Genomic DNA, 17,840 nt, shown 5'->3' with positions numbered 1-17,840 from the left:
CCTGCCGCGAAGGCGACGGCGACGGGGCGGCGCCGCTCTCACCGCGGCACCGGTGTGCTCGCGAGGAACGACCGGGTGGCGGCATCCATCTCCGCGTCGCAGGCCTTCCGCGCGTCCCGGTATTGCGGATCCTGCCCGATCTCCGGCCCGACCCGGGTCTGACCGTTCGGGTCCGGATCGGGATAGTCGGCCACCCCGTGGTCGCGCATGCACTTCGCGAACTGCCGGGCCAGTCCGTTCTTGAAGTCGATCCCGGGACCGGTCTCCTGCGGCGGCCGCTGCTGCGCACAGGCGTCCTCGGCGGCCCGCTCCACCGCCGAACTCACCGCCTCCTTGTCATACCGCCCCTGCCGGACGGTCTCGCCCTCCACCTCCGGGTCCGCCATCGGCACGCCGTGCTCCCGCATACACCGGGTGTAGATGATCATCTGGTCGAGCCGGCTGACGCTGGGCGAAACGTTCGGTCGCGGCGCGGCGCCGCCCGCCGAAGCCACGCCCCCAGCGTCATCCGACGACCCGCAGCCGCCCAGCAGGACCAGCGCCAACGACAACAGCCACCATGCTCTTCTCATGCGCCCAGTCGAGCAGCGACCCCGCAACGCCACCGTTACCGCGCCTGTAACGCCGGTGTTATCCCCGATCCCGCACACTGCGAGGGTGCGGGTGCTGCTGATCGAAGACGAGCCCCTGCTGGCCGAGCAGGTCGCCGACGGGCTGCGCGACCGGGGCATCGCCGTCGACCTCGCCGCCGACGGCGTCGACGGGCTGCACAAGGGCCAGGCCAACCGCTACGACGTGATCGTGCTCGACCGCGACCTCCCGCTGGTGCACGGCGACCAGGTGTGCACGGCGCTGGCCGCGGCCGGCAACGACGCGCGGATCCTGATGCTGACCGCGGCCGGCGAGGCCGCCGACCGGGTCGCCGGGCTGCTGCTCGGCGCCGACGACTACCTGGCCAAGCCGTTCGTCTTCGACGAGTTGGTGCTGCGGATCCGGGCCCTGGCCCGCCGGGCCAACAACGCGCCGCGGGTGTTGCGGCGGGCCGGCCTGACCTTCGACACCGCGCGCCGGGTGGTCACCCGCGACGGCCGGCTGATTCCACTGACCACAAAGGAGCTTGCCGTCCTGGAGATCCTGCTCACCGCCGACGGCGCCGTGGTCAGCGCCGAAGACCTGCTGGAACGGGCGTGGGACGAACACGCCGATCCGTTCACCGCGACCGTACGCGTCACCGTCGCCCGACTGCGCCGCAAGCTCGGCGAGCCACCCCTGATCGAAACCCTCGTCGGCGCGGGATACCGGCTATGAGGATCCGGCTGACCCTCGTCTACGCCGTCGTGCTGGTCGGCACCTGCGCCGTCCTCCTCGCGCTCAACTACGCGCTGCTCTACCGGAGCCTCTACGCCAACGTCAACGACCCGCCGCCGGCCGAGATCGCCGCGACCTGCGACCGGGCCAACGAAGACCCGGTGGCCGACACCAAATGCGCGGCCTACGGGCGGGTGAGCATCGAGACCGACCGGCTGCGCCGGAGCACGCTGGTCGACACCGCGGGCACCTCGGCGCTCGCGCTGGCCGGCATCGCCGTGCTGGGCCTGGGCGTCTGCTGGATCGTCGCCGGCCGGCTGCTGCGACCGCTGCGCACGTTTACCGCGACGACCAGGCGGATCTCGCAGGACCGGTTGCACGAGCGGATCGCGCTGACCGGCCCGCACGACGAGATCAAGGAACTGGCCGACACCTTCGACGAGATGGTGACCCGGCTGGAGGCGTCCTTCGCCAGCCAGCGCCGGTTCGTCGCCGACGCCGCCCACGAACTGCGTACCCCGCTGGCGATCGTCCGCACCGGCGCCGAGGTGCAACTGGCCAAGCGGCAGAGCACACCCGAGCAGTGGGAGGCGATGGCCCGCCGCGCCCTCACGGCGACCGACCGGGCCGGCCGCACCTTGGACGCGCTGTTGGCGCTGGCCCGCAGCGACAGCGGCGCCCTCACCAAAGAGACCTACGACCTGGCTGTCGCGGCCGGCGCCGCGGTGAGCGACGCCGACACGGAGCTCGAAAAGGCTGGGCTGACAGTCACCACCGACCTGCGCCCCGCGCCGGTCCACGGCGACCCGGCACTGCTCGACCGCCTGCTCAGCAACCTGGTCGACAACGCCGTGCGCCACAACAGAACCGGCGGCTGGGTCGAAGTAGCCAGCAACCAACAAGGGGGACAAGCCGTTGTCACGGTTCGCAACAGCGGCAACCCGATCGCCGCGGCCGACGTACAACAGTTGTTCGAGCCTTTTCACAAGCTCGCGAACGACCGCGGCTCGACCGGCCTGGGACTGGCCATCGTCCGGTCGATCGTGCGCGCGCACGGCGGCACCGTCACGGCCACCCCGATAGACGTGGGCGGGCTGGCCGTGACGGTGACGATGCCGATCAGCGCAACACGATCAATCGCTGGGTAGCCCGGGTCAACGCCACATAGAGGTCGTTGAGACCGCGCGCCGACTCCGCCTCGATGCCGTCGGGGTCGGTGACCACCACGGTGTCGAACTCGAGGCCCTTGGCCTGGCGCGCGGACAGCACCGCGACCGGGCTCTCCAGGTCGGGCTCGTCGCCGACCGCGACCGCCAGCTCCGGCAGCGCAGCCCGCACGTCGGCGGCCAGCCGGGCGACGCCACCCGCCGGGCCGATCACCGCCAGCCGGCCCTCGCCGAGCACCGCGGCCTCGGTCGCCAGCACCGGGCCGAGCTGGTCGAGCGACGCCTGGATCGGCTGCTCACCGGTGGAGCGGACCGAACGCGGCGGGGTGGCCGCGGGGTCGATCCGGGCCAGCACCTCGCCGGCCAGCGACATCACCTCGGCCGGCGTGCGGTAGTTGACGGTCAGCTCGGCCAGCTTCCAGCGCTCGGAGACGTAGGGCGCGAACACCTCCGACCACGACGCCGCGCCGGCCGGGTCGCCGGTCTGGGCGATGTCGCCGACGACGGTCATCGACCGGTTGGGCGACCGGCGCATCAGCACCCGCCAGGCCATCGGCGACAGCTCCTGTGCCTCGTCGACGATCACGTGGCCGAACGCCCACTTGCGGTCGAGAGCGGCCCGCTCGGCAGCGCTCAGCCGAAGCGCGTCTTCCTGGCGGTCGGCCAGCCGCGACGCGTCGAGCAGGTCGGTCACCAGGAGCAGCTCCGGGTCGTCTTCGTCTTCCACGTCGATCGACGCCGAACCGCGGGCGATCTCCAGCGCGCCCTCGGCGTAGGCGAGCTCCGAACGCCGCACCTTGTCGGCCTCGGTGCGCGCCGCGACCTCGGCCTCGGGCAGCTCGCCCAGCTGCTCGGCGGCCTCGTCGAGCAGCGGTGCGTCGGCGGGCGTCCAGGGCGTGCCGGTCGGGCGGGCCAGCGCGGCCGCCTCGGCCAGCGTGAGCAACTCGGTGCCGTCGCGGCCGACCCGGGCGGCGGCCAGCCGGTCGGCCGACGCGTAGAGGTCGCGCAGCAGCCGCTGCGGCGTCAACGGCGGCCAGAGCTGGTCGAGAGCCGCCCGGATGCCCGGGTCGCCGGCCAGCTCGGTGCGGATGTCGGCCAGGTCGGCGGCACCCATCAGCAACGGGTCGCCGGGAGCGTCGTCGCCACCCAGCGGGTCGTCGGCGAAGGGGTCGGTGCCGATGATCGCCGCGGCCTGCTGGACGAGCCCCTCGACCAACGCCAGCTCGAAGACCTCGCGGGCCTCGTTGTGCGCCTTGCCGGAGCGGCGGGCCCGCTCGCGAGCGACGGCGACCAGGTCGCGGTCGATGGTCAGCGGCTCGCGCTCGACGTACACCGTGATGGGTTCGGATGGCAGTTCCTGCCGGTCGGCGATCGCCGACGTGAGCACGTCGACCATCGTCGCGCGGCCCTTGATCGCGGCGACCGACTCGGGCTCCTCGCCGCGCGCGGTCACGCCCGGGAAGAGGTCGCCGAGCGTCCACAGCAGCACGCCGGTCTCGGCCAGCGACGGCAGCACGTGGGAGATGTAGCGCAGGAACGTCGGGTTGGGGCCGAGCACCAGCACGGCCCGCGTCGACAGCTCGCGCCGGTGGGTGTAGAGCAGGTAGGCCGCGCGGTGCAGGGCAACCGCGGTCTTGCCGGTGCCCGGACCGCCCTGCACCACCAGCACGCCGTTGAGGTCGGCGCGGATGATCCGGTCCTGCTCGGCCTGGATGGTCTCGACGATGTCGCGCATCCGGCCGGTGCGGTTGGCGCCGACCGCGGCCAGCAACGCCGCCTCGCCGGCCAGCCCCTCGCGGGCCGCGGAACCGGCCGCCGACAGGTCGAGCACCTCGTCGTCTAGCGCGATGACCGTGCGCCCCTTGGAGCGGATGTGCCGGCGGCGCCTGATGCCCAGCGGGTCGGCGGCGGTCGCCAGATAGAACGGGCGGGACGCGGGCGCGCGCCAGTCGAGCAGCATCGGCTCGTAGTCGCCGGCCTCATCGAAGATGCCGATCCGGCCGATGTAGAGCGGCGCACCGGTCTCGGGGTCGAGGCGGCCGAAACAGAGCCCGCTCTCCACCGCCGAGAGCTGGGCGAGCTGCTCGGAATACATCGCGACCGACGACTCGCGCTGCGACCGCGCCTGCGGGGTGCCCCCGGTCGCGGCGAGCGCGCCGGAGCGGCGCGACTCGGCCAGCTCCCGCATCTCGTCGAGCCGGTCATAGAGGCCGGACACGTATTTCTGTTCGGCTTCCATCTCGGCAGGCGAGTCTGTGGGATCGAGGACGCGACTAGGATCAACGCGCTCAGACAACAACGTTCCTTCCGGAAGCGAACCGGCAACCATGCGAACTCCCCAAGATACCGCGACGGCGACCGGACTGAACCGTGCTCTGCTGGCCCGCCAGGGCCTGCTCAACCGTCATACCGGTCCTGGTGGCGGCAAGCACAGTGGCAAATCCCTGGTGTCGGCTATCGAACAGATCGGCGCGCTCCAGGCGCAGCAGTGGTCATCGCCGCCGATCGGGCTGTGGAGCCGGCTCGACGGCTTCTCCCCCGCCGATCTCTGGGCCGTTCTCGACCAGGGTGACCTGGTCACCGGCATCCTCATGCGTCGCACGTTGCACCTGGTCAGCGCGGCCGAGCACCCCGTCTGGGCGCGGATCGCGGCGGAGACCGGGGTCGGCGGCTGGCTGCTGCGCGGCGTCGACGAGCCGGAGCGCGCCCGCGACCTGCTCACCGACACGGTGGCCTTCGCGAAGAAGATCAGAACAGGCGACGAGCTGACGGCGTACGCCGAGAAATGGGTTGATGATCACCCCGACGCCCTGCCGGCCAAGGCGGTCGAGGCACAGCGGGAATACAAATGGCGGCCGTTCCGGGCCCAGCCGGCGTTCGTCAAGGCGCCCGCCGACGGCGCGTGGGGTGCCAAAACGCCCGCCGCCTACCGCTCCGGCCCGCCCACCCCACGCAGCCTGACCAGCGAAAAGGCCTGGGAGACGGCGATCATCCGGCACCTCGGCGCGTTCGGGCCGGCCGGTGCCGACGACATCGCCTACTGGCTCGGTTCGCCGGCCGGGCCGGTCAAGGCCGCCCTCGAACGGCTCGACCTGGCGACGCTCCGCGAGGAAAACGGCCGCCGGGTGCTCTACGACGTGGCCGACGCGCCCCGGCCGGCCGACGAGACCGAGGCGCCGCCGCGCTTCCTGCCCGCGTTCGACAACGCGCTGCTGGCGTTCGCCGCCAACCGGCGGGCCCGGATCCTGCCCGACGCCTACAAGGACCGCGTCTACCTCAAGCGCAACCTGCGTTGGCTGCCGACGTTCCTGGTCGATGGGCTGGTGGCCGGTGTCTGGTCGGCCGAGACCAAGCGCGGGGTGGCGACGCTCACGGTCACCGCGTTCGAAAAACCGACCAAAGCGGCGACCGCGGCGGTGGAGGCCGAGGGTGAGGCGCTGGTGCGATTCACCGAGCCAACCGCTAAAGATCACGTCGTACGGATAACCACGAGCTGACCGACCCCTCCCCGCCTATCCTTGGGCGCGAGATGAACGCGCCCTCAGCAGCAGCCGACCCGTCGTTGCCCACCCGCCTGGCCGCGCTGACCCTGCGCGACGCCCACCGCCTGGGTCGGCGGCTGGAGGGCACCCGCAAGATCCGTGAAGCCGGCAAGAAAGCGGCCGCCCAGGCCGCGATCGAAACCGAGATCGTAGCGGCCGAAAGCCGGGTCGCGGCCCGCCGGGCGGCCCTGCCCACGATCCGCTACCCGGCCGAGTTGCCGGTCAGCGAGCGGCGCGACGACATCGCGGCCGCCATCCGCGATCACCAGGTGGTGATCGTCGCCGGCGAGACCGGGTCCGGCAAGACGACCCAGATCCCGAAGATCTGCCTGGAGCTCGGCCGCGGCATCCGGGGCCAGATCGGCCACACCCAGCCACGCCGGCTGGCCGCCCGCACGGTCGCCGACCGGATCGCCGAGGAGCTGGGCACGCCGCTGGGCAGCACCGTCGGCTACAAGGTGCGGTTCACCGACCGCGGCGGCGACGACACGCTGGTCAAGTTGATGACCGACGGCATCCTGCTGGCCGAGTTGCAGACCGACCGCGACCTGTTGCGCTACGACACCCTGGTGATCGACGAGGCACACGAGCGCAGCCTCAACATCGACTTCATCCTGGGTTATCTGGCGTCACTCCTGCCCCGCCGGCCCGACCTCAAGGTGATCATCACTTCGGCGACGATCGAGACGTCGCGGTTCGCGGAGCACTTCCGGCAACGCGACGGCTCGCCGGCGCCGATCGTCGAGGTGTCGGGGCGCACCTACCCGGTCGAGCTGCGCTACCGGCCGCTGGTGCTCGAGGAAGCTATTGAGGACGACGACGACGTTGCCGATTCTGTCGTTCGCGACCCGATCCAGGCCATCGGCGACGCGGTCACCGAGTTGGCCGCTGAAGGGCCCGGCGACGTGCTGGTGTTCCTCAGTGGCGAGCGGGAGATCCGCGACACCGCTGACGCGCTGGGCCGGCTCAACATCCCCCACCTGGAGATCCTGCCGCTCTACGCCCGGCTCTCGACGGCCGAGCAGCACCGGGTGTTCCAGTCACACACCGGGCGCCGGGTGGTGTTGGCCACCAACGTCGCGGAGACCTCGCTGACGGTGCCAGGCATCAAATACGTCGTAGACCCGGGCACGGCCCGCATCTCCCGCTACAGCCACCGGCTCAAGGTGCAGCGGCTGCCGATCGAGCGGGTCTCCCAGGCGTCGGCCAACCAGCGCAAGGGCCGCAGCGGCCGCACCTCGCCCGGCATCTGCATCCGCCTCTACGACGAGCAGGACTTCCTGTCGCGGCCGGAATACACCGAGCCGGAGATCCTGCGTACCAACCTGGCTTCGGTCATTTTGCAGATGACCGCGATCGGCCTCGGCGACATCGCCAACTTCCCCTTCATCGACCCGCCCGACCGGCGCAACATCACCGACGGCGTGGCGCTGTTGCAGGAGTTGGGCGCGCTCGACGACGCCAAGCGGCTCACCGAGAGCGGCCGCCGGCTGGCGCAGCTCCCGGTCGACCCGCGGCTGGGCCGGATGGTGCTCGAAGCCGACCGCAACGGCTGCCTCGACGAGGTGATGGTGGTCGCCGCCGCACTGTCCATCCAGGACCCGCGCGAGCGGCCGGTCGAGCACCGCGCCCACGCCGACCAGTTGCACGCCCGGTTCGCCGACCCCGACTCCGACTTCGTCACCTACCTCAACCTGTGGCGGCACCTGCGCGACCGGCAGAAGGAGCTGTCGTCGAGCGCGTTCCGCCGGCTCTGCCGGGCCGAATATCTCAACTACCTGCGGGCCCGCGAGTGGCAGGACATCCACGCCCAGCTCCGCCAGGTGACCAAGTCGCTGGGCCTGGTGCCGTCGTCGTCGCCCGACCCGGCGCGGCTGCACCAGTCGCTGCTGGCCGGGCTGCTCTCCCAGATCGGCCTGCGTGAGGGCGAGAAGCGCGAATACCTCGGCGCGCGCGGCGCCAAGTTCGCCATCTTCCCGGGCTCCACCCTGGCGCGAAAGCCGCCCCGATTCCTCATGTCGGCCGAGCTCGTGGAGACGTCGCGGTTGTGGGCGCGGGTCAACGCCCGGATCGAGCCCGAGTGGGTCGAGCCGCTCGCCGGCCACCTGGTCAAGCGCAGCTACAGCGAGCCGCACTGGGAGAAGAAACAGGCGGCCGTCATGGCCGTCGAGCGGGTCACCCTGTTCGGCGTGCCGATCGTCGTCGGCCGGCGGGTCACCTACGCCAGGGTCGACCCGGTGCTGTCCCGCGAGCTGTTCATCCGACATGCCCTGGTCGAGGGCGACTGGACCACCCCGCACCACTTCGCTCGCGACAACGCGCGGCTGCTGGAGGAGGTCGCGTCGCTGGAAGACCGGGTCCGCCGGCGCGACATCCTGGTCGACGACGAGAGCCTCTACGCCTTCTACGACCAGCGCATCCCCGCCGACGTGGTTTCGGGGCGGCATTTCGACTCGTGGTGGAAGAAAGCCCGCCGGGAAAACCCGACTCTGCTCACCTTCACCCGCGAGTTCCTGGTCAACGCCGGCCGCGGCGACGTCGACCCAGCGTCCTATCCCGACGTGTGGCGCTCGGAATCCGCGGCGCTGCCACTGACCTACGAGTTCGCGCCGGGGTCCACATCGGATGGTGTCACCGTCGACGTGCCGCTGCCGATGCTCGGCCAGGTGCGGCCGGAAGACTTCGACTGGCAGGTGCCCGGCCTGCGGTCGGATCTCGTCGTGGCGCTGATCCGCTCGCTGCCGAAAGCGATCCGCACCAACTTCGTGCCGGCGCCCGACTTCGCCCGCGCCGCCCTGGCCGGCATCACGCCGACCACCGGGGTGTCCCTGATCGAGGCGGTCACCCGCGAGTTGCGGCGGATGACCGGCGTGACGGTGCCGCACGACGCCTGGGATCTCTCGCGGGTGCCCGACCACCTCAAGCTGACCTACCGGGTCGTCGACGGCGACCGCGAGGTGGCCCGCGGCAAAGACCTGGCCGCGTTGCAGGCCCAGCTCAAGGCCGAGGTGCGCGCGACGGTCACGGCGGCCGCGCCCGGCATCGCCCGCTCCGGCCTGACCTCGTGGGACTTCGGGCCGCTGCCCCGCACCCTGGAGCAGGACCGGGCCGGTTTCCGGGTCACCGCCTACCCGGCGCTGGTCGACGAGGGAAAGACCGTCGGCGTCGAGGTCTTCGACACCGCGGGCGAGCAGGCCGCGGCGATGATCGCCGGCACCCGGCGGCTGCTGCTGCTCACCCTGCCCAACCCCGCGACGTTCCTCCAGGGCCGGCTGACCAACCAGGAGAAGCTGGCGCTGAGCCGCAACCCGCACCGCAGCGTGCCCGAGTTGCTGCGCGACGCCGCCGGCGCCGCCGTCGACCGGCTGGTCGCCCAGGCCGGCGGCCCGGCCTGGGACCCCGACGCGTTCGCCGCGCTGCGCGACCAGGTGCGCGCCGACCTGGTCGACACGGTGGTCGCGGTGGTCGCCCGGGTGGAACGGGCCCTGGCCGCACAGCACGCCGCCGAGCTGCGGATCGCCCGGATGTCCTCATTGGACGCCTTGGCCGCGCTGACCGACGTACGCGGACAGCTTTCCGCTCTGATCTATCCCGGTTTCATCACCGCCACCGGTTGGACCCACCTCGGCGATTTGCCCCGCTACCTCGCCGCGGTCGAGCGCCGGCTCGACCGGCTGGGCCAGGACCCGGCCCGCGACCGTGCCGGCCAGGCCCGGATCGCCCAGGTGCAGAAGGAATACGACACCATGCAGGCCGCGCTTCCGCCCAGCCGCCGGCGCGCCGAGGCGGTGGTCGAGATCCGCTGGATGATCGAGGAACTCCGGGTGAACATCTTCGCCCAGGCCCTCGGCACCCCCTACCCCGTCTCCGAACAGCGCATCTACAAAGCGATGGACGCCGCCGAGGCGGTCTGAGCCACTCCCGGGGTATCGTGCGCTGGCTTCACCATCGCACGGGGAGGTTCGGTGGGGTACTCCTTCAACGTCGACCTGCGTGGCATCGTCGACCTGCTCAGTCACCATCTCTACGCGAGCCCGCGGGTCTACGTCCGCGAGCTGCTCCAGAACGCGGTCGACGCGATCACAGCCCGCCGGGTCGCCGATCCCGGTGCGCCCGGCCAGGTCCTGGTCGAGTCGCCGGCCGTGACCGGCGACGGCACGCTGCGCGTGCACGACACCGGCATCGGGCTGACCGAGCAGCAGGTGCACGACCTGCTGGCCACCATCGGCCGCAGCTCCAAACGCGACGACCTCGGCTTCGCCCGCCACGAGTTCCTCGGCCAGTTCGGCATCGGCCTGCTGTCGTGCTTCCTGGTCGCCGACGAGATCCGGGTCTCCACCCGCTGCGGTGACGCGCCGACGGTCGAGTGGACCGGCTACGCCGACGGCCGCTACGAGGTGGCCATCGCCCCGGTCGACCGTGCCCGCCCGGTCCCCGGCACCACCGTGACGCTGGTGCCGCGCCGCGACGCCGAACACTGGTTGCGCGGCGAGACGGTCGCCGAGCTGGCCCGGCTGTTCGGCTCGATGTTGCCGATCGCCGTGCGGGTCGACGGCCAGCCGGTGACCACCGGTCTCGCGCCGTGGCACCGGGATGCAGGTGAGTCGGCCACCGCACGCCGGGCCCGGCTCGACCGCTACGCCGAAGAGGTGTTCGGCTTCCCTCCGTTCGACGTGATCGACCTCGACGTTCCCGCGGCGGGGCTGCGCGGCGTCGCGTTCGTGCTGCCGGTCGCGGCCAACCCCGCGTCCCGGGTCGCGCACCGGGTCTACCTCAAGCAGATGCTGCTCTCCGAGTCGATCGAGGGGCTGCTGCCCGAGTGGGCGTTCTTCGTCCGGTGCGTGGTCGACACGACCGAGCTGCGGCCGACGGCGAGCCGCGAGGCTCTCTACGAAGACGACGTGCTCGACGAGGTCCGCGAGTCGCTGGGCGCAGCCCTGCGCGGCTGGTTGACCGCGCTGGGCCGCACCGACCCGCGCCGGCTGGCCACCTTCCTGTCGGTGCACCACCTCGGCGTGAAGGCGCTCGCGTTGCACGACGACGAGATGCTGCGTCTGCTCTACCAGTGGTGGCGCTTCGAGACCAACGTCGGCCCGATGACGCTGGCCGACTTCCACGACCGCTACGGCGTCGTCCGCTTCATCCCGTCGGTCGACGAGTTCCGGCAGCTCGCACCGGTGGCCGCGGCCCAGTCCATCGCCCTGGTCAACGCGGGCTACGTCTACGACGCCGAGCTGTTGCGCCGGCTGCCCGACATCGACGCCACGATCGACACCGAGGTGTTGACCGCCGGTGCGCTGGCCATGCAGCTCGAACCGCTCGACCCGGCCGGCGAGCAGGCCGTGGCGCCCTTCCTGCGGGTGGCCCGGCGCGCGCTGGAGCCGCTCGGCGTCGAGGTGCTGGTCCGCGCGTTCGAGCCGGCCAGCCTGCCGGCGCTCTACCTGCTCGACAGCGACACGGCCCTGCACGTCGACCTGCGCCGGGGCCGCGACGAGGCCGACGACACCTGGGCCGCGATCCTCGGCAGCTTCACCGCCGGCCGCCAGGACCTCCCCCAGCTGGTGTTCAACCATCGCAACCCGCTCGTCCGGCAGACCTGCTCGGTGGGCGACGAGGAGCTGGTGACCCTCGCCGTCGAAGGCCTCTACGTGCAGGCCCTGCTCCTCGGCCACCAGCCACTGCGCCCGGCCGACACCGCGGCGCTCAACCAGTCGTTCCTCGGCCTGCTCGGGCGGGCCATGGGAGAAGCGCGATGACGATGTCCCTCGAGCAGCTCAACCAGCAGCTGCGCGACCTGCACCGGCTGCCCTCCGGCCCGGCCCGCTTCGCGGCGTATGACGCCCTCTTCCGGCACGCGGACGCGGCCGGCGCCACGGAGTTCGCTTACGCGGCGCGGATGTCGGCGATCAGCGAGTTCCACCACGGCGGCGACCCGACCCGGGCCTTTCTGGCGTTCTCCTGGTGCCTGGCAACGGCCGACCGCGGCGAGATCGACGTCGCCGGCGACGAGCACGGCCTGTTGTGGCGGTTCAAGTGGATCGTCTGGGCGCTCCCCCAGTTTCCCGAGATCCCGCTCGACCGCACGATGGCCGTGCTCGACGACATGGAGCGCCGCTACCGGTTGCGCGGCCACAGCCTGCATGCCGTGCACCAGCACCGCTGGCTGGTCGCCCACCACGTCGGCGACGCCGAGGGCGCCCAGCGCCACTACGACGACATGCTGACCGCACCCCGCGACTCGCTGTCCGACTGCCACGCCTGCGTGCCGTCGGGCCAGGTCCGGCACCTGGCCTCGCTGGGCCGCCACGACGAGGCGATCCGGATCGGCACGCCCTACCGCCACGGTGGCTGCACCGAGCAGCCACATTGGATGCTCGCCGAACTGCTGCTGCCCTACCTGGCCACTGGAAAGGTCGACGAGGCGGTCGACGCACACCGGCGCGGCTACCGGCGCATCCGCGACGACCGCCACCTCGACAACGTCGCGCTGCACGTCGCCTTCTGTGGCCGCAGCGGCAACGAGGCGGCCGGCCTGGCCATCATCGAGCGGCACCTGAGCTGGCTCGACGCGCCGTCGTCGCCGTTCGCGGAGATGGAGTTCGCCACCGCCGCCGCGCAGGTGCTCGGCCGGCTGGCCGCGGCCGGCCAGGGCGACCGCGTCATCCCGCGCCGCAGCGACGACGGCACCCGCCGCTGGGAGTCCACCGTCGCCGAGGTGCGCGACGAGCTGGCCGGCCGCGCGACCGCGCTCGCGGCCCGGTTCGACGCCCGCAACGGCAACGCACACCAGAGCCAGCGGATCGCCGCCCGCTTGACGGCCACACCGCTGCTCGACCACGTGCCGCTGACCGTCCTGGCTGGACGGACAACCGACCCCGCGTCGCGCGAGCTGGTGGAGCGGGTCGCCGCCCTGACCGGCGCCGGTGACCACGCCGGCGCCGCCCGCGCCCGGCTCCAGGTCGCCTACGCGCTGCGCAACGCCGACCGCCACGACGACGCGGTCGAGGCGGCCGAGGAGGCGGTCCGCAGCCTCGACCGGGCGGGCCTACCCACCGACGCGGTCCGCGCCCGCTACCTGCTGTGGGAGCTCTACCGGCGCTCGTGGGAAAACCGCCGCGAGGCGCTGGCGATCCTCGACGCCATCGGCGCGGCCGGCGACATCCCCGACGACCTGCCGGGCTACGAGGTGCTGCTCGAAGAGGCCGCCGACCTGGCACCCGGCGCCGACGCGGCGAACCGGCTCTTCGCGGCGGCCGAGCGGCACCGGGCCGCCGGGCGCGCTGCCGACGAGTTCCGGACCCTACGCAGGGCGGCCGCCGCGCTGCCCGATCCCGACGAACGACTATCTGCCGCACTCGACCGTCTCGAGTCCCTCGCCGCCGGCGACGCCGACCTGCCGGTCGCCGAACTCGCCCGCGCCGACCTGCTCGTTGGCCGGGCCGCCGCCCACGCCGGTGACCTCGACGCCGCGCTGCTGCGCACCCAGCGGGCCCTCGACCGGTTGGCCGCGGCCGACCTGGCCAGGGAACGCCTCGCGGCGTCGCTGTCGTGGGCGCGGCTGCTCTTCACCGCCGGCCGGCTGGTCGAGGCCGAGCAGCAGGCCCGGGCGATCCTCGCCGAGGACCCTGACCAGTGGTATGCCGGTGCGCTTGCGGCCCGGTCGCTGAAGGCACAGGGCCGCGACGCCGACGCGACCGAGTTCATGGCCGACTACGGCATCGACGAAGACGACCTGGCCTACGACGAAGACTGAGCGGTCCGCCGCCGTCAAGAATCGGGTCCTTGGCGTCAGGATCGTGGCAAGATCGTCGCTTCGCGGGTTGCGGCGGTCGCATGCTGGGCGGATGGCTACCAAGGTCGTGGTCGGAATCAGCCCGTCGCTGGCCGGCCTCCAGGCACTCCGCTACGCGGTCAACCTCGCCCGCGAGCAGCGCGGGACCGTGCACGCCGTGCGGGTCTGGCTGTATCGGCCGATGTGGCGGGACAACACCACCACGTTCGAGCGGCGGGTGCACAGAGCGGAAGCGGAACTGCTCATCCCGTATGCCTTCGACGTCGCCATGGGCGGCATGCCGACCGACATCGCGATCCGGCCCGTGGTCGTCGAGGGCCTCGCCGGCGCCAGCCTGCTCGAGGAGGCCGCCGACGACGAGGCGCTCCTGGTCGTCGGCGGCGACCGGCGCGGCTCGCATTTCCGCGGCAGCGGGCCGGTCACCCGGTTCTGCGTCCGGCACGCGCACTGCCCCGTCGTCGTGGTGCCGCCCCCGCCGCTCGCGCAGACCCAGCCGGTCGACGCGCTGGTGCGCGAGCTGGGTCGCGACCTAGCCGGCTGACCGGCGCGCACTCAGGAACTCCTCCCAGGTCTGGTGGCCGATCGCGCGCTGCGGGGTCAGGTTGGCGCCGTTGCGGAACGCGCGGGCCGCACCGCCGGGGGCCGGCATCGGCAGGATCGGGCGCCGGCGGCCGGTCGCCTTCAGGTAGGAGCGGGCCAGGTCGGCGAACGTGTAGATGCGCGGGCCGCCGAAGTCCGGCACGAGGCCCTGCGGCTCGCCGAGCGCGAGTTCGACCAGCCGCTCGGCGACCTCGTCGGCGGCGATCGGCTGGGCCTTGACGCCGGCCGGCGCGGGCACGACCGGCAGCTTCGCCATCGTCTGGAGGGTCGTGAAGATCAGTTCGTGGAACTGGGTCGCGCGCAGCGTCGAGTAGGGCACGCCCGAGCCGGCCACGATCTCCTCCGCCAGGCGCTTGGCCTCGACGTAGCCGAACATCGCCCGGTCCACCCCGCTTTTGACGGGGGTACGGTCGGCGCCGACGACCGAGATGTAGACCACATGCTCCGCGCCGGCCTTGGCCGCCGCGGCCATCAGGTGCCGGGCCTTCACGTCGTCGCCCTTCTGGCTCCCGGCCAGGTGCACGATCGTGCCGACGCCCTCGACCGCAGCTTCGGCGCCGGCGCCGCTGGCCAGGTCGCCGACCACGTAGCTGACCCCGTCCGCGGCCGGCTTCGGCGTGCGGGTGAGGACCCGGATCTCACTGCCCTTCTCCAGCAGCCGGGGTACGACCAGCCGGCCGAGGGTGCCCGTACCACCGGTGACCAGAATTGGGGTTTTCATGTTGTTCCTCCGGTTTGCTTGGCATTTGGAGCTTCGCACTTCTACCGGTATGACACGTGGTGGCGAGAGGATGTGACCGGTGGACGAAACCGAGTTGGCGCGACTTTTCGAGGGGCACCGCAACCACCTGAGAGCGGTGGCCTACCGGATGCTCGGCTCGTTGAGCGAGGCCGACGACGCCGTGCAGGAGACCTGGCTCCGGCTCGCCCGCGCCGACATCTCCGAGGTCACCAACCTGGGCGGCTGGCTGACCACCGTGGTCGGCCGGATCTGCCTCAACATGCTGCGCTCCCGCGGCACCCGCGCGGAGCTTCCGCTCGACACGCACGTCCCGGACCCGATCGTCAGCCCGGAAGAAGGCGTCGGCCCGGAAGACCAGGCCCTGCTGGCCGACGCCGTCGGCCTGGCGCTGCTGGTCGTGCTCGACACGCTGAACCCGGCCGAGCGGCTGGCGTTCGTACTCCATGACATGTTCGCCGTGGCCTTCGACGAGATCGCGCTGATCGTCGACCGCACGCCCGCCGCCACCCGCCAACTCGCCAGCCGCGCCCGGCGGCGGGTGCAGGACGCGGCTCCGGAACCAGACGTCGACCTGGCCCGCCAGCGCGAGGTGGTCTCGGCGTTCTTCGCCGCGTCGCGGGCCGGCGACTTCGACGCGCTGATGGCGGTGCTCGACCCCGACGTGGTGCTGCGGGCCGACGGCGGCACCGGCCGCCCCGCGTTCTCGGCCATCATCCGCGGCGGCGTCGCGGTGGCCGGCCAGGCCCGGACCGCGAAGCAACTCGCCCCGTTCGTGAAGTACGCGCTGATCAACGGCACCCCCGGCGCGGTCATCGCACCCCGCGACCAGGTGGTCTCGATCATGTCCTTCGTGGTCCGCGGCGGCCTGATCACCGAGATCCACGTGCTGGGCGACCCGCAGCGGCTACGCGCTCTTGATCTAGCGGCGTGGCTCGACTGATCGGAGAATGCCGACCATGGAGTTGATCGCATCCGGCCGCGAGGCCGACGTCTACGCGCTGGGCACCGACCGGGTACTGCGCCGCTACCGACACGGCGGCGACACCGCGCCGGAGGCCGAGGTGATGGCCTACCTCGCGGCGGCGGGCTATCCGGTGCCGGCCGTCTACGACGCCGCCGGGCCCGACCTGGTCATGGAGCGCCTGTCGGGCGAGACGTTGTTGGCGGCGGTGCTGGGCGGGTCCGCGTCCACCGATCGGGTCGCGGCGGTCATCGCCGACCTGCACACCCGGCTGCATTTGGTGCCGGCGCGCACTGCCGCCTCGCCCGCCGACCGGATCCTGCATCTCGACCTGCACCCCGACAACGTCATGCTGACCGCCCGCGGGCCGGTGGTGATCGACTGGCGCAATGCGACGGAGGGACCGGCCGATCGCGACGTGGCGATGACGCTGCTGATCATGGCGCAGGTGTCGTTGTGGCCGGTCGAGCCGGCATTGACCGGGGCTGCCGGTGCGGCACTGGAGGCGATCGGCGCGCTGCTGCCGCCGCCGTCGGCGGGCGCGTTGGCGTGGGTGCTGGCCATGCGCCGCGACAATCCGACGATGAGCGCGGCCGAGTTGGCGCAGCTCGACGAGGCGGCCGCGCTCGTGCGGCACGAAGCGGTGGCTTAGACCAGCGTCTCTGTCGATCGCGGACCGGTCCTGACCGCCGTTTCCCGGGTGCGCCAGCGTTCCCGGCCTGAACCTGCGTTCAAGCGGTGCCCATAGGGGTGCAGAGCAAGAGAAGATCAACACGGCGCCCGACCGCGGACGCCCAGGCCGGCCAGCCGCTGGCCTGAAGCTGCGTTCAAGCGGTGCCCATAGGGGTGCAGAGCAAGAGGAGATCAACACGGCGCCCGACCGCGGACGCCCAGGCCGGCCAGCCGCTGGCCTGAAGCTGCGTTCAAGTGCTGCCTACAGGGGTGCAGAGCAAGAGGAGATCAACACCTCGCCCGACCGCGGACGCCCAGGCCGGCCAGCCGCTGGCCTGAAGCTGCGTTCAAGTGCTGCCTACAGGGGTGCAGAGCAAGGGGAGATCAACACCCGATGGGCTCAGACCAGCGTGACTTCCGCGGTGTTCAGGTCGTAGCGGGCGCCGACCACCCGGGTCGTTCCCGCCGCGACGGCGGACTGGACGATCGCGCTCCGCGCCGTCAACAGCCCCGCCTGGTGGCGGACGTTGGCCACGACCGCGTTCTCCACCGGGTCGCCGGGCGCATCGTGGACCGCGGCGACGGCGGGTCGCAGTGCCTCGACCACGGCGCCGATGCTGCCGGCCGGCGCGCGCCCGGTGGACAGCGCCGAGACGGCCGCCGTGATCGCGCCGCAGCGTTCGTGGCCGAGCACGAGCAGCAGCGCCGGCGCGAACTCGGACACCGCGAATTCCACGCTGCCCAGCACGACCGGGTCGACGACATTCCCGGCGACCCGGTTGTCGAACAGGTCCCCGAGCCCCTGATCGAAGAGCACCTCCGGGGAGACCCGCGAGTCGGCGCAGCCGAGCACGACCGCGAACGGGCGCTGCCCGGCCGCCAGCCGCCGCACGTCGGCCGGCGACTGGCGCGGGTGCCGGGCCCGCCCGGCACGGAACCGCCGGTTGCCGGCGAGCAACCGCTCCACCGGATCCTCGGCCGAAGCGGCAGAAGCGGCGGACGGCCCGGCCGGCAACGACACCGCTCCGGCCACACCAGCCAGGATGGACCGTCTACT

At 72.2% G+C, this 17,840-nt stretch carries 13 protein-coding genes; 9 read left to right on the top strand and 4 right to left on the bottom strand.

Annotated features, from left to right (window positions below; translation table 11 throughout):
• Positions 1-38: 38 nt before the first annotated feature.
• Positions 39-572, bottom strand: coding sequence for a hypothetical protein (locus DFJ67_RS22455; protein ID WP_147315569.1), 534 nt, complete (start codon positions 570-572; stop codon positions 39-41).
• Between the two features lie 85 nt (positions 573-657).
• On the opposite strand from DFJ67_RS22455, the gene DFJ67_RS22450 reads away from it, so the two are divergent.
• Both DFJ67_RS22450 and DFJ67_RS22445 read left to right on the top strand, forming a co-directional pair.
• The gene (locus DFJ67_RS22450) at positions 658-1,308 is read left to right on the top strand and encodes a response regulator transcription factor (RefSeq protein ID WP_116069792.1); all 651 of its coding nucleotides are present in this window, start codon (positions 658-660) and stop codon (positions 1,306-1,308) included.
• Positions 1,305-2,456, top strand: coding sequence for a sensor histidine kinase (locus DFJ67_RS22445; RefSeq protein ID WP_116069791.1), 1,152 nt, complete (start codon positions 1,305-1,307; stop codon positions 2,454-2,456). The genes DFJ67_RS22450 and DFJ67_RS22445 overlap by 4 nt, the downstream gene beginning before the upstream one ends.
• On the opposite strand, the gene DFJ67_RS22440 is transcribed toward DFJ67_RS22445, so the two are convergent.
• A complete protein-coding gene (locus DFJ67_RS22440) occupies positions 2,428-4,713 on the bottom strand; it encodes a HelD family protein (protein WP_239097626.1) in 2,286 nt (761 codons plus the stop codon). The genes DFJ67_RS22445 and DFJ67_RS22440 overlap by 29 nt on opposite strands.
• Positions 4,714-4,921: 208 nt before the next feature.
• On the opposite strand from DFJ67_RS22440, the gene DFJ67_RS22435 reads away from it, so the two are divergent.
• From DFJ67_RS22435 to DFJ67_RS22415, 5 genes are all read left to right on the top strand, one after another.
• Complete coding sequence (locus tag DFJ67_RS22435; protein ID WP_170215933.1) at positions 4,922-5,971, top strand: winged helix DNA-binding domain-containing protein; 1,050 nt, start codon at positions 4,922-4,924, stop codon at positions 5,969-5,971.
• Between the two features lie 32 nt (positions 5,972-6,003).
• On the top strand, positions 6,004-9,930 hold the full coding sequence (gene hrpA, locus DFJ67_RS22430; RefSeq protein ID WP_116069788.1) for an ATP-dependent RNA helicase HrpA: 3,927 nt from the start codon (positions 6,004-6,006) through the stop codon (positions 9,928-9,930).
• A 51-nt stretch (positions 9,931-9,981) separates the two neighbouring features.
• Positions 9,982-11,772 (top strand): HSP90 family protein, encoded by a 1,791-nt coding sequence (locus DFJ67_RS22425; RefSeq protein ID WP_116069787.1) that lies wholly within the window; start codon positions 9,982-9,984, stop codon positions 11,770-11,772.
• A complete protein-coding gene (locus DFJ67_RS22420) occupies positions 11,769-13,769 on the top strand; it encodes a hypothetical protein (protein WP_116069786.1) in 2,001 nt (666 codons plus the stop codon). The genes DFJ67_RS22425 and DFJ67_RS22420 overlap by 4 nt, the downstream gene beginning before the upstream one ends.
• A 91-nt stretch (positions 13,770-13,860) precedes the next feature.
• On the top strand, positions 13,861-14,349 hold the full coding sequence (locus DFJ67_RS22415) for a universal stress protein (protein ID WP_116069785.1): 489 nt from the start codon (positions 13,861-13,863) through the stop codon (positions 14,347-14,349).
• Here the strand turns inward: DFJ67_RS22415 and DFJ67_RS22410 are convergent.
• Positions 14,338-15,129 carry an SDR family oxidoreductase gene (locus tag DFJ67_RS22410; RefSeq protein ID WP_116069784.1) on the bottom strand — a complete coding sequence of 264 codons (792 nt, stop codon included), beginning with the start codon at positions 15,127-15,129 and terminating at the stop codon, positions 14,338-14,340. The two genes, DFJ67_RS22415 and DFJ67_RS22410, sit on opposite strands and share 12 nt — an antisense overlap.
• A 79-nt stretch (positions 15,130-15,208) precedes the next feature.
• Between DFJ67_RS22410 and sigJ the strand changes: the two genes are divergently transcribed.
• Positions 15,209-16,090, top strand: coding sequence for an RNA polymerase sigma factor SigJ (gene sigJ / locus DFJ67_RS22405; RefSeq protein WP_116069783.1), 882 nt, complete (start codon positions 15,209-15,211; stop codon positions 16,088-16,090).
• A gap of 16 nt (positions 16,091-16,106) precedes the next feature.
• Positions 16,107-16,763 (top strand): phosphotransferase, encoded by a 657-nt coding sequence (locus DFJ67_RS22400; protein ID WP_116076556.1) that lies wholly within the window; start codon positions 16,107-16,109, stop codon positions 16,761-16,763.
• Between the two features lie 420 nt (positions 16,764-17,183).
• On the opposite strand, the gene DFJ67_RS22395 is transcribed toward DFJ67_RS22400, so the two are convergent.
• Positions 17,184-17,816: a carbonic anhydrase gene (locus DFJ67_RS22395; protein WP_239097666.1), complete on the bottom strand. Its 633-nt coding sequence runs from the start codon at positions 17,814-17,816 to the stop codon at positions 17,184-17,186.
• Positions 17,817-17,840: the final 24 nt, after the last annotated feature.

Source organism: Asanoa ferruginea, assembly GCF_003387075.1.
Taxonomy (GTDB): domain Bacteria; phylum Actinomycetota; class Actinomycetes; order Mycobacteriales; family Micromonosporaceae; genus Asanoa; species Asanoa ferruginea.
The sequence above is the reverse complement of the archived record's forward strand: the minus strand, read 5'-3'. Positions and strand labels throughout refer to the sequence as shown.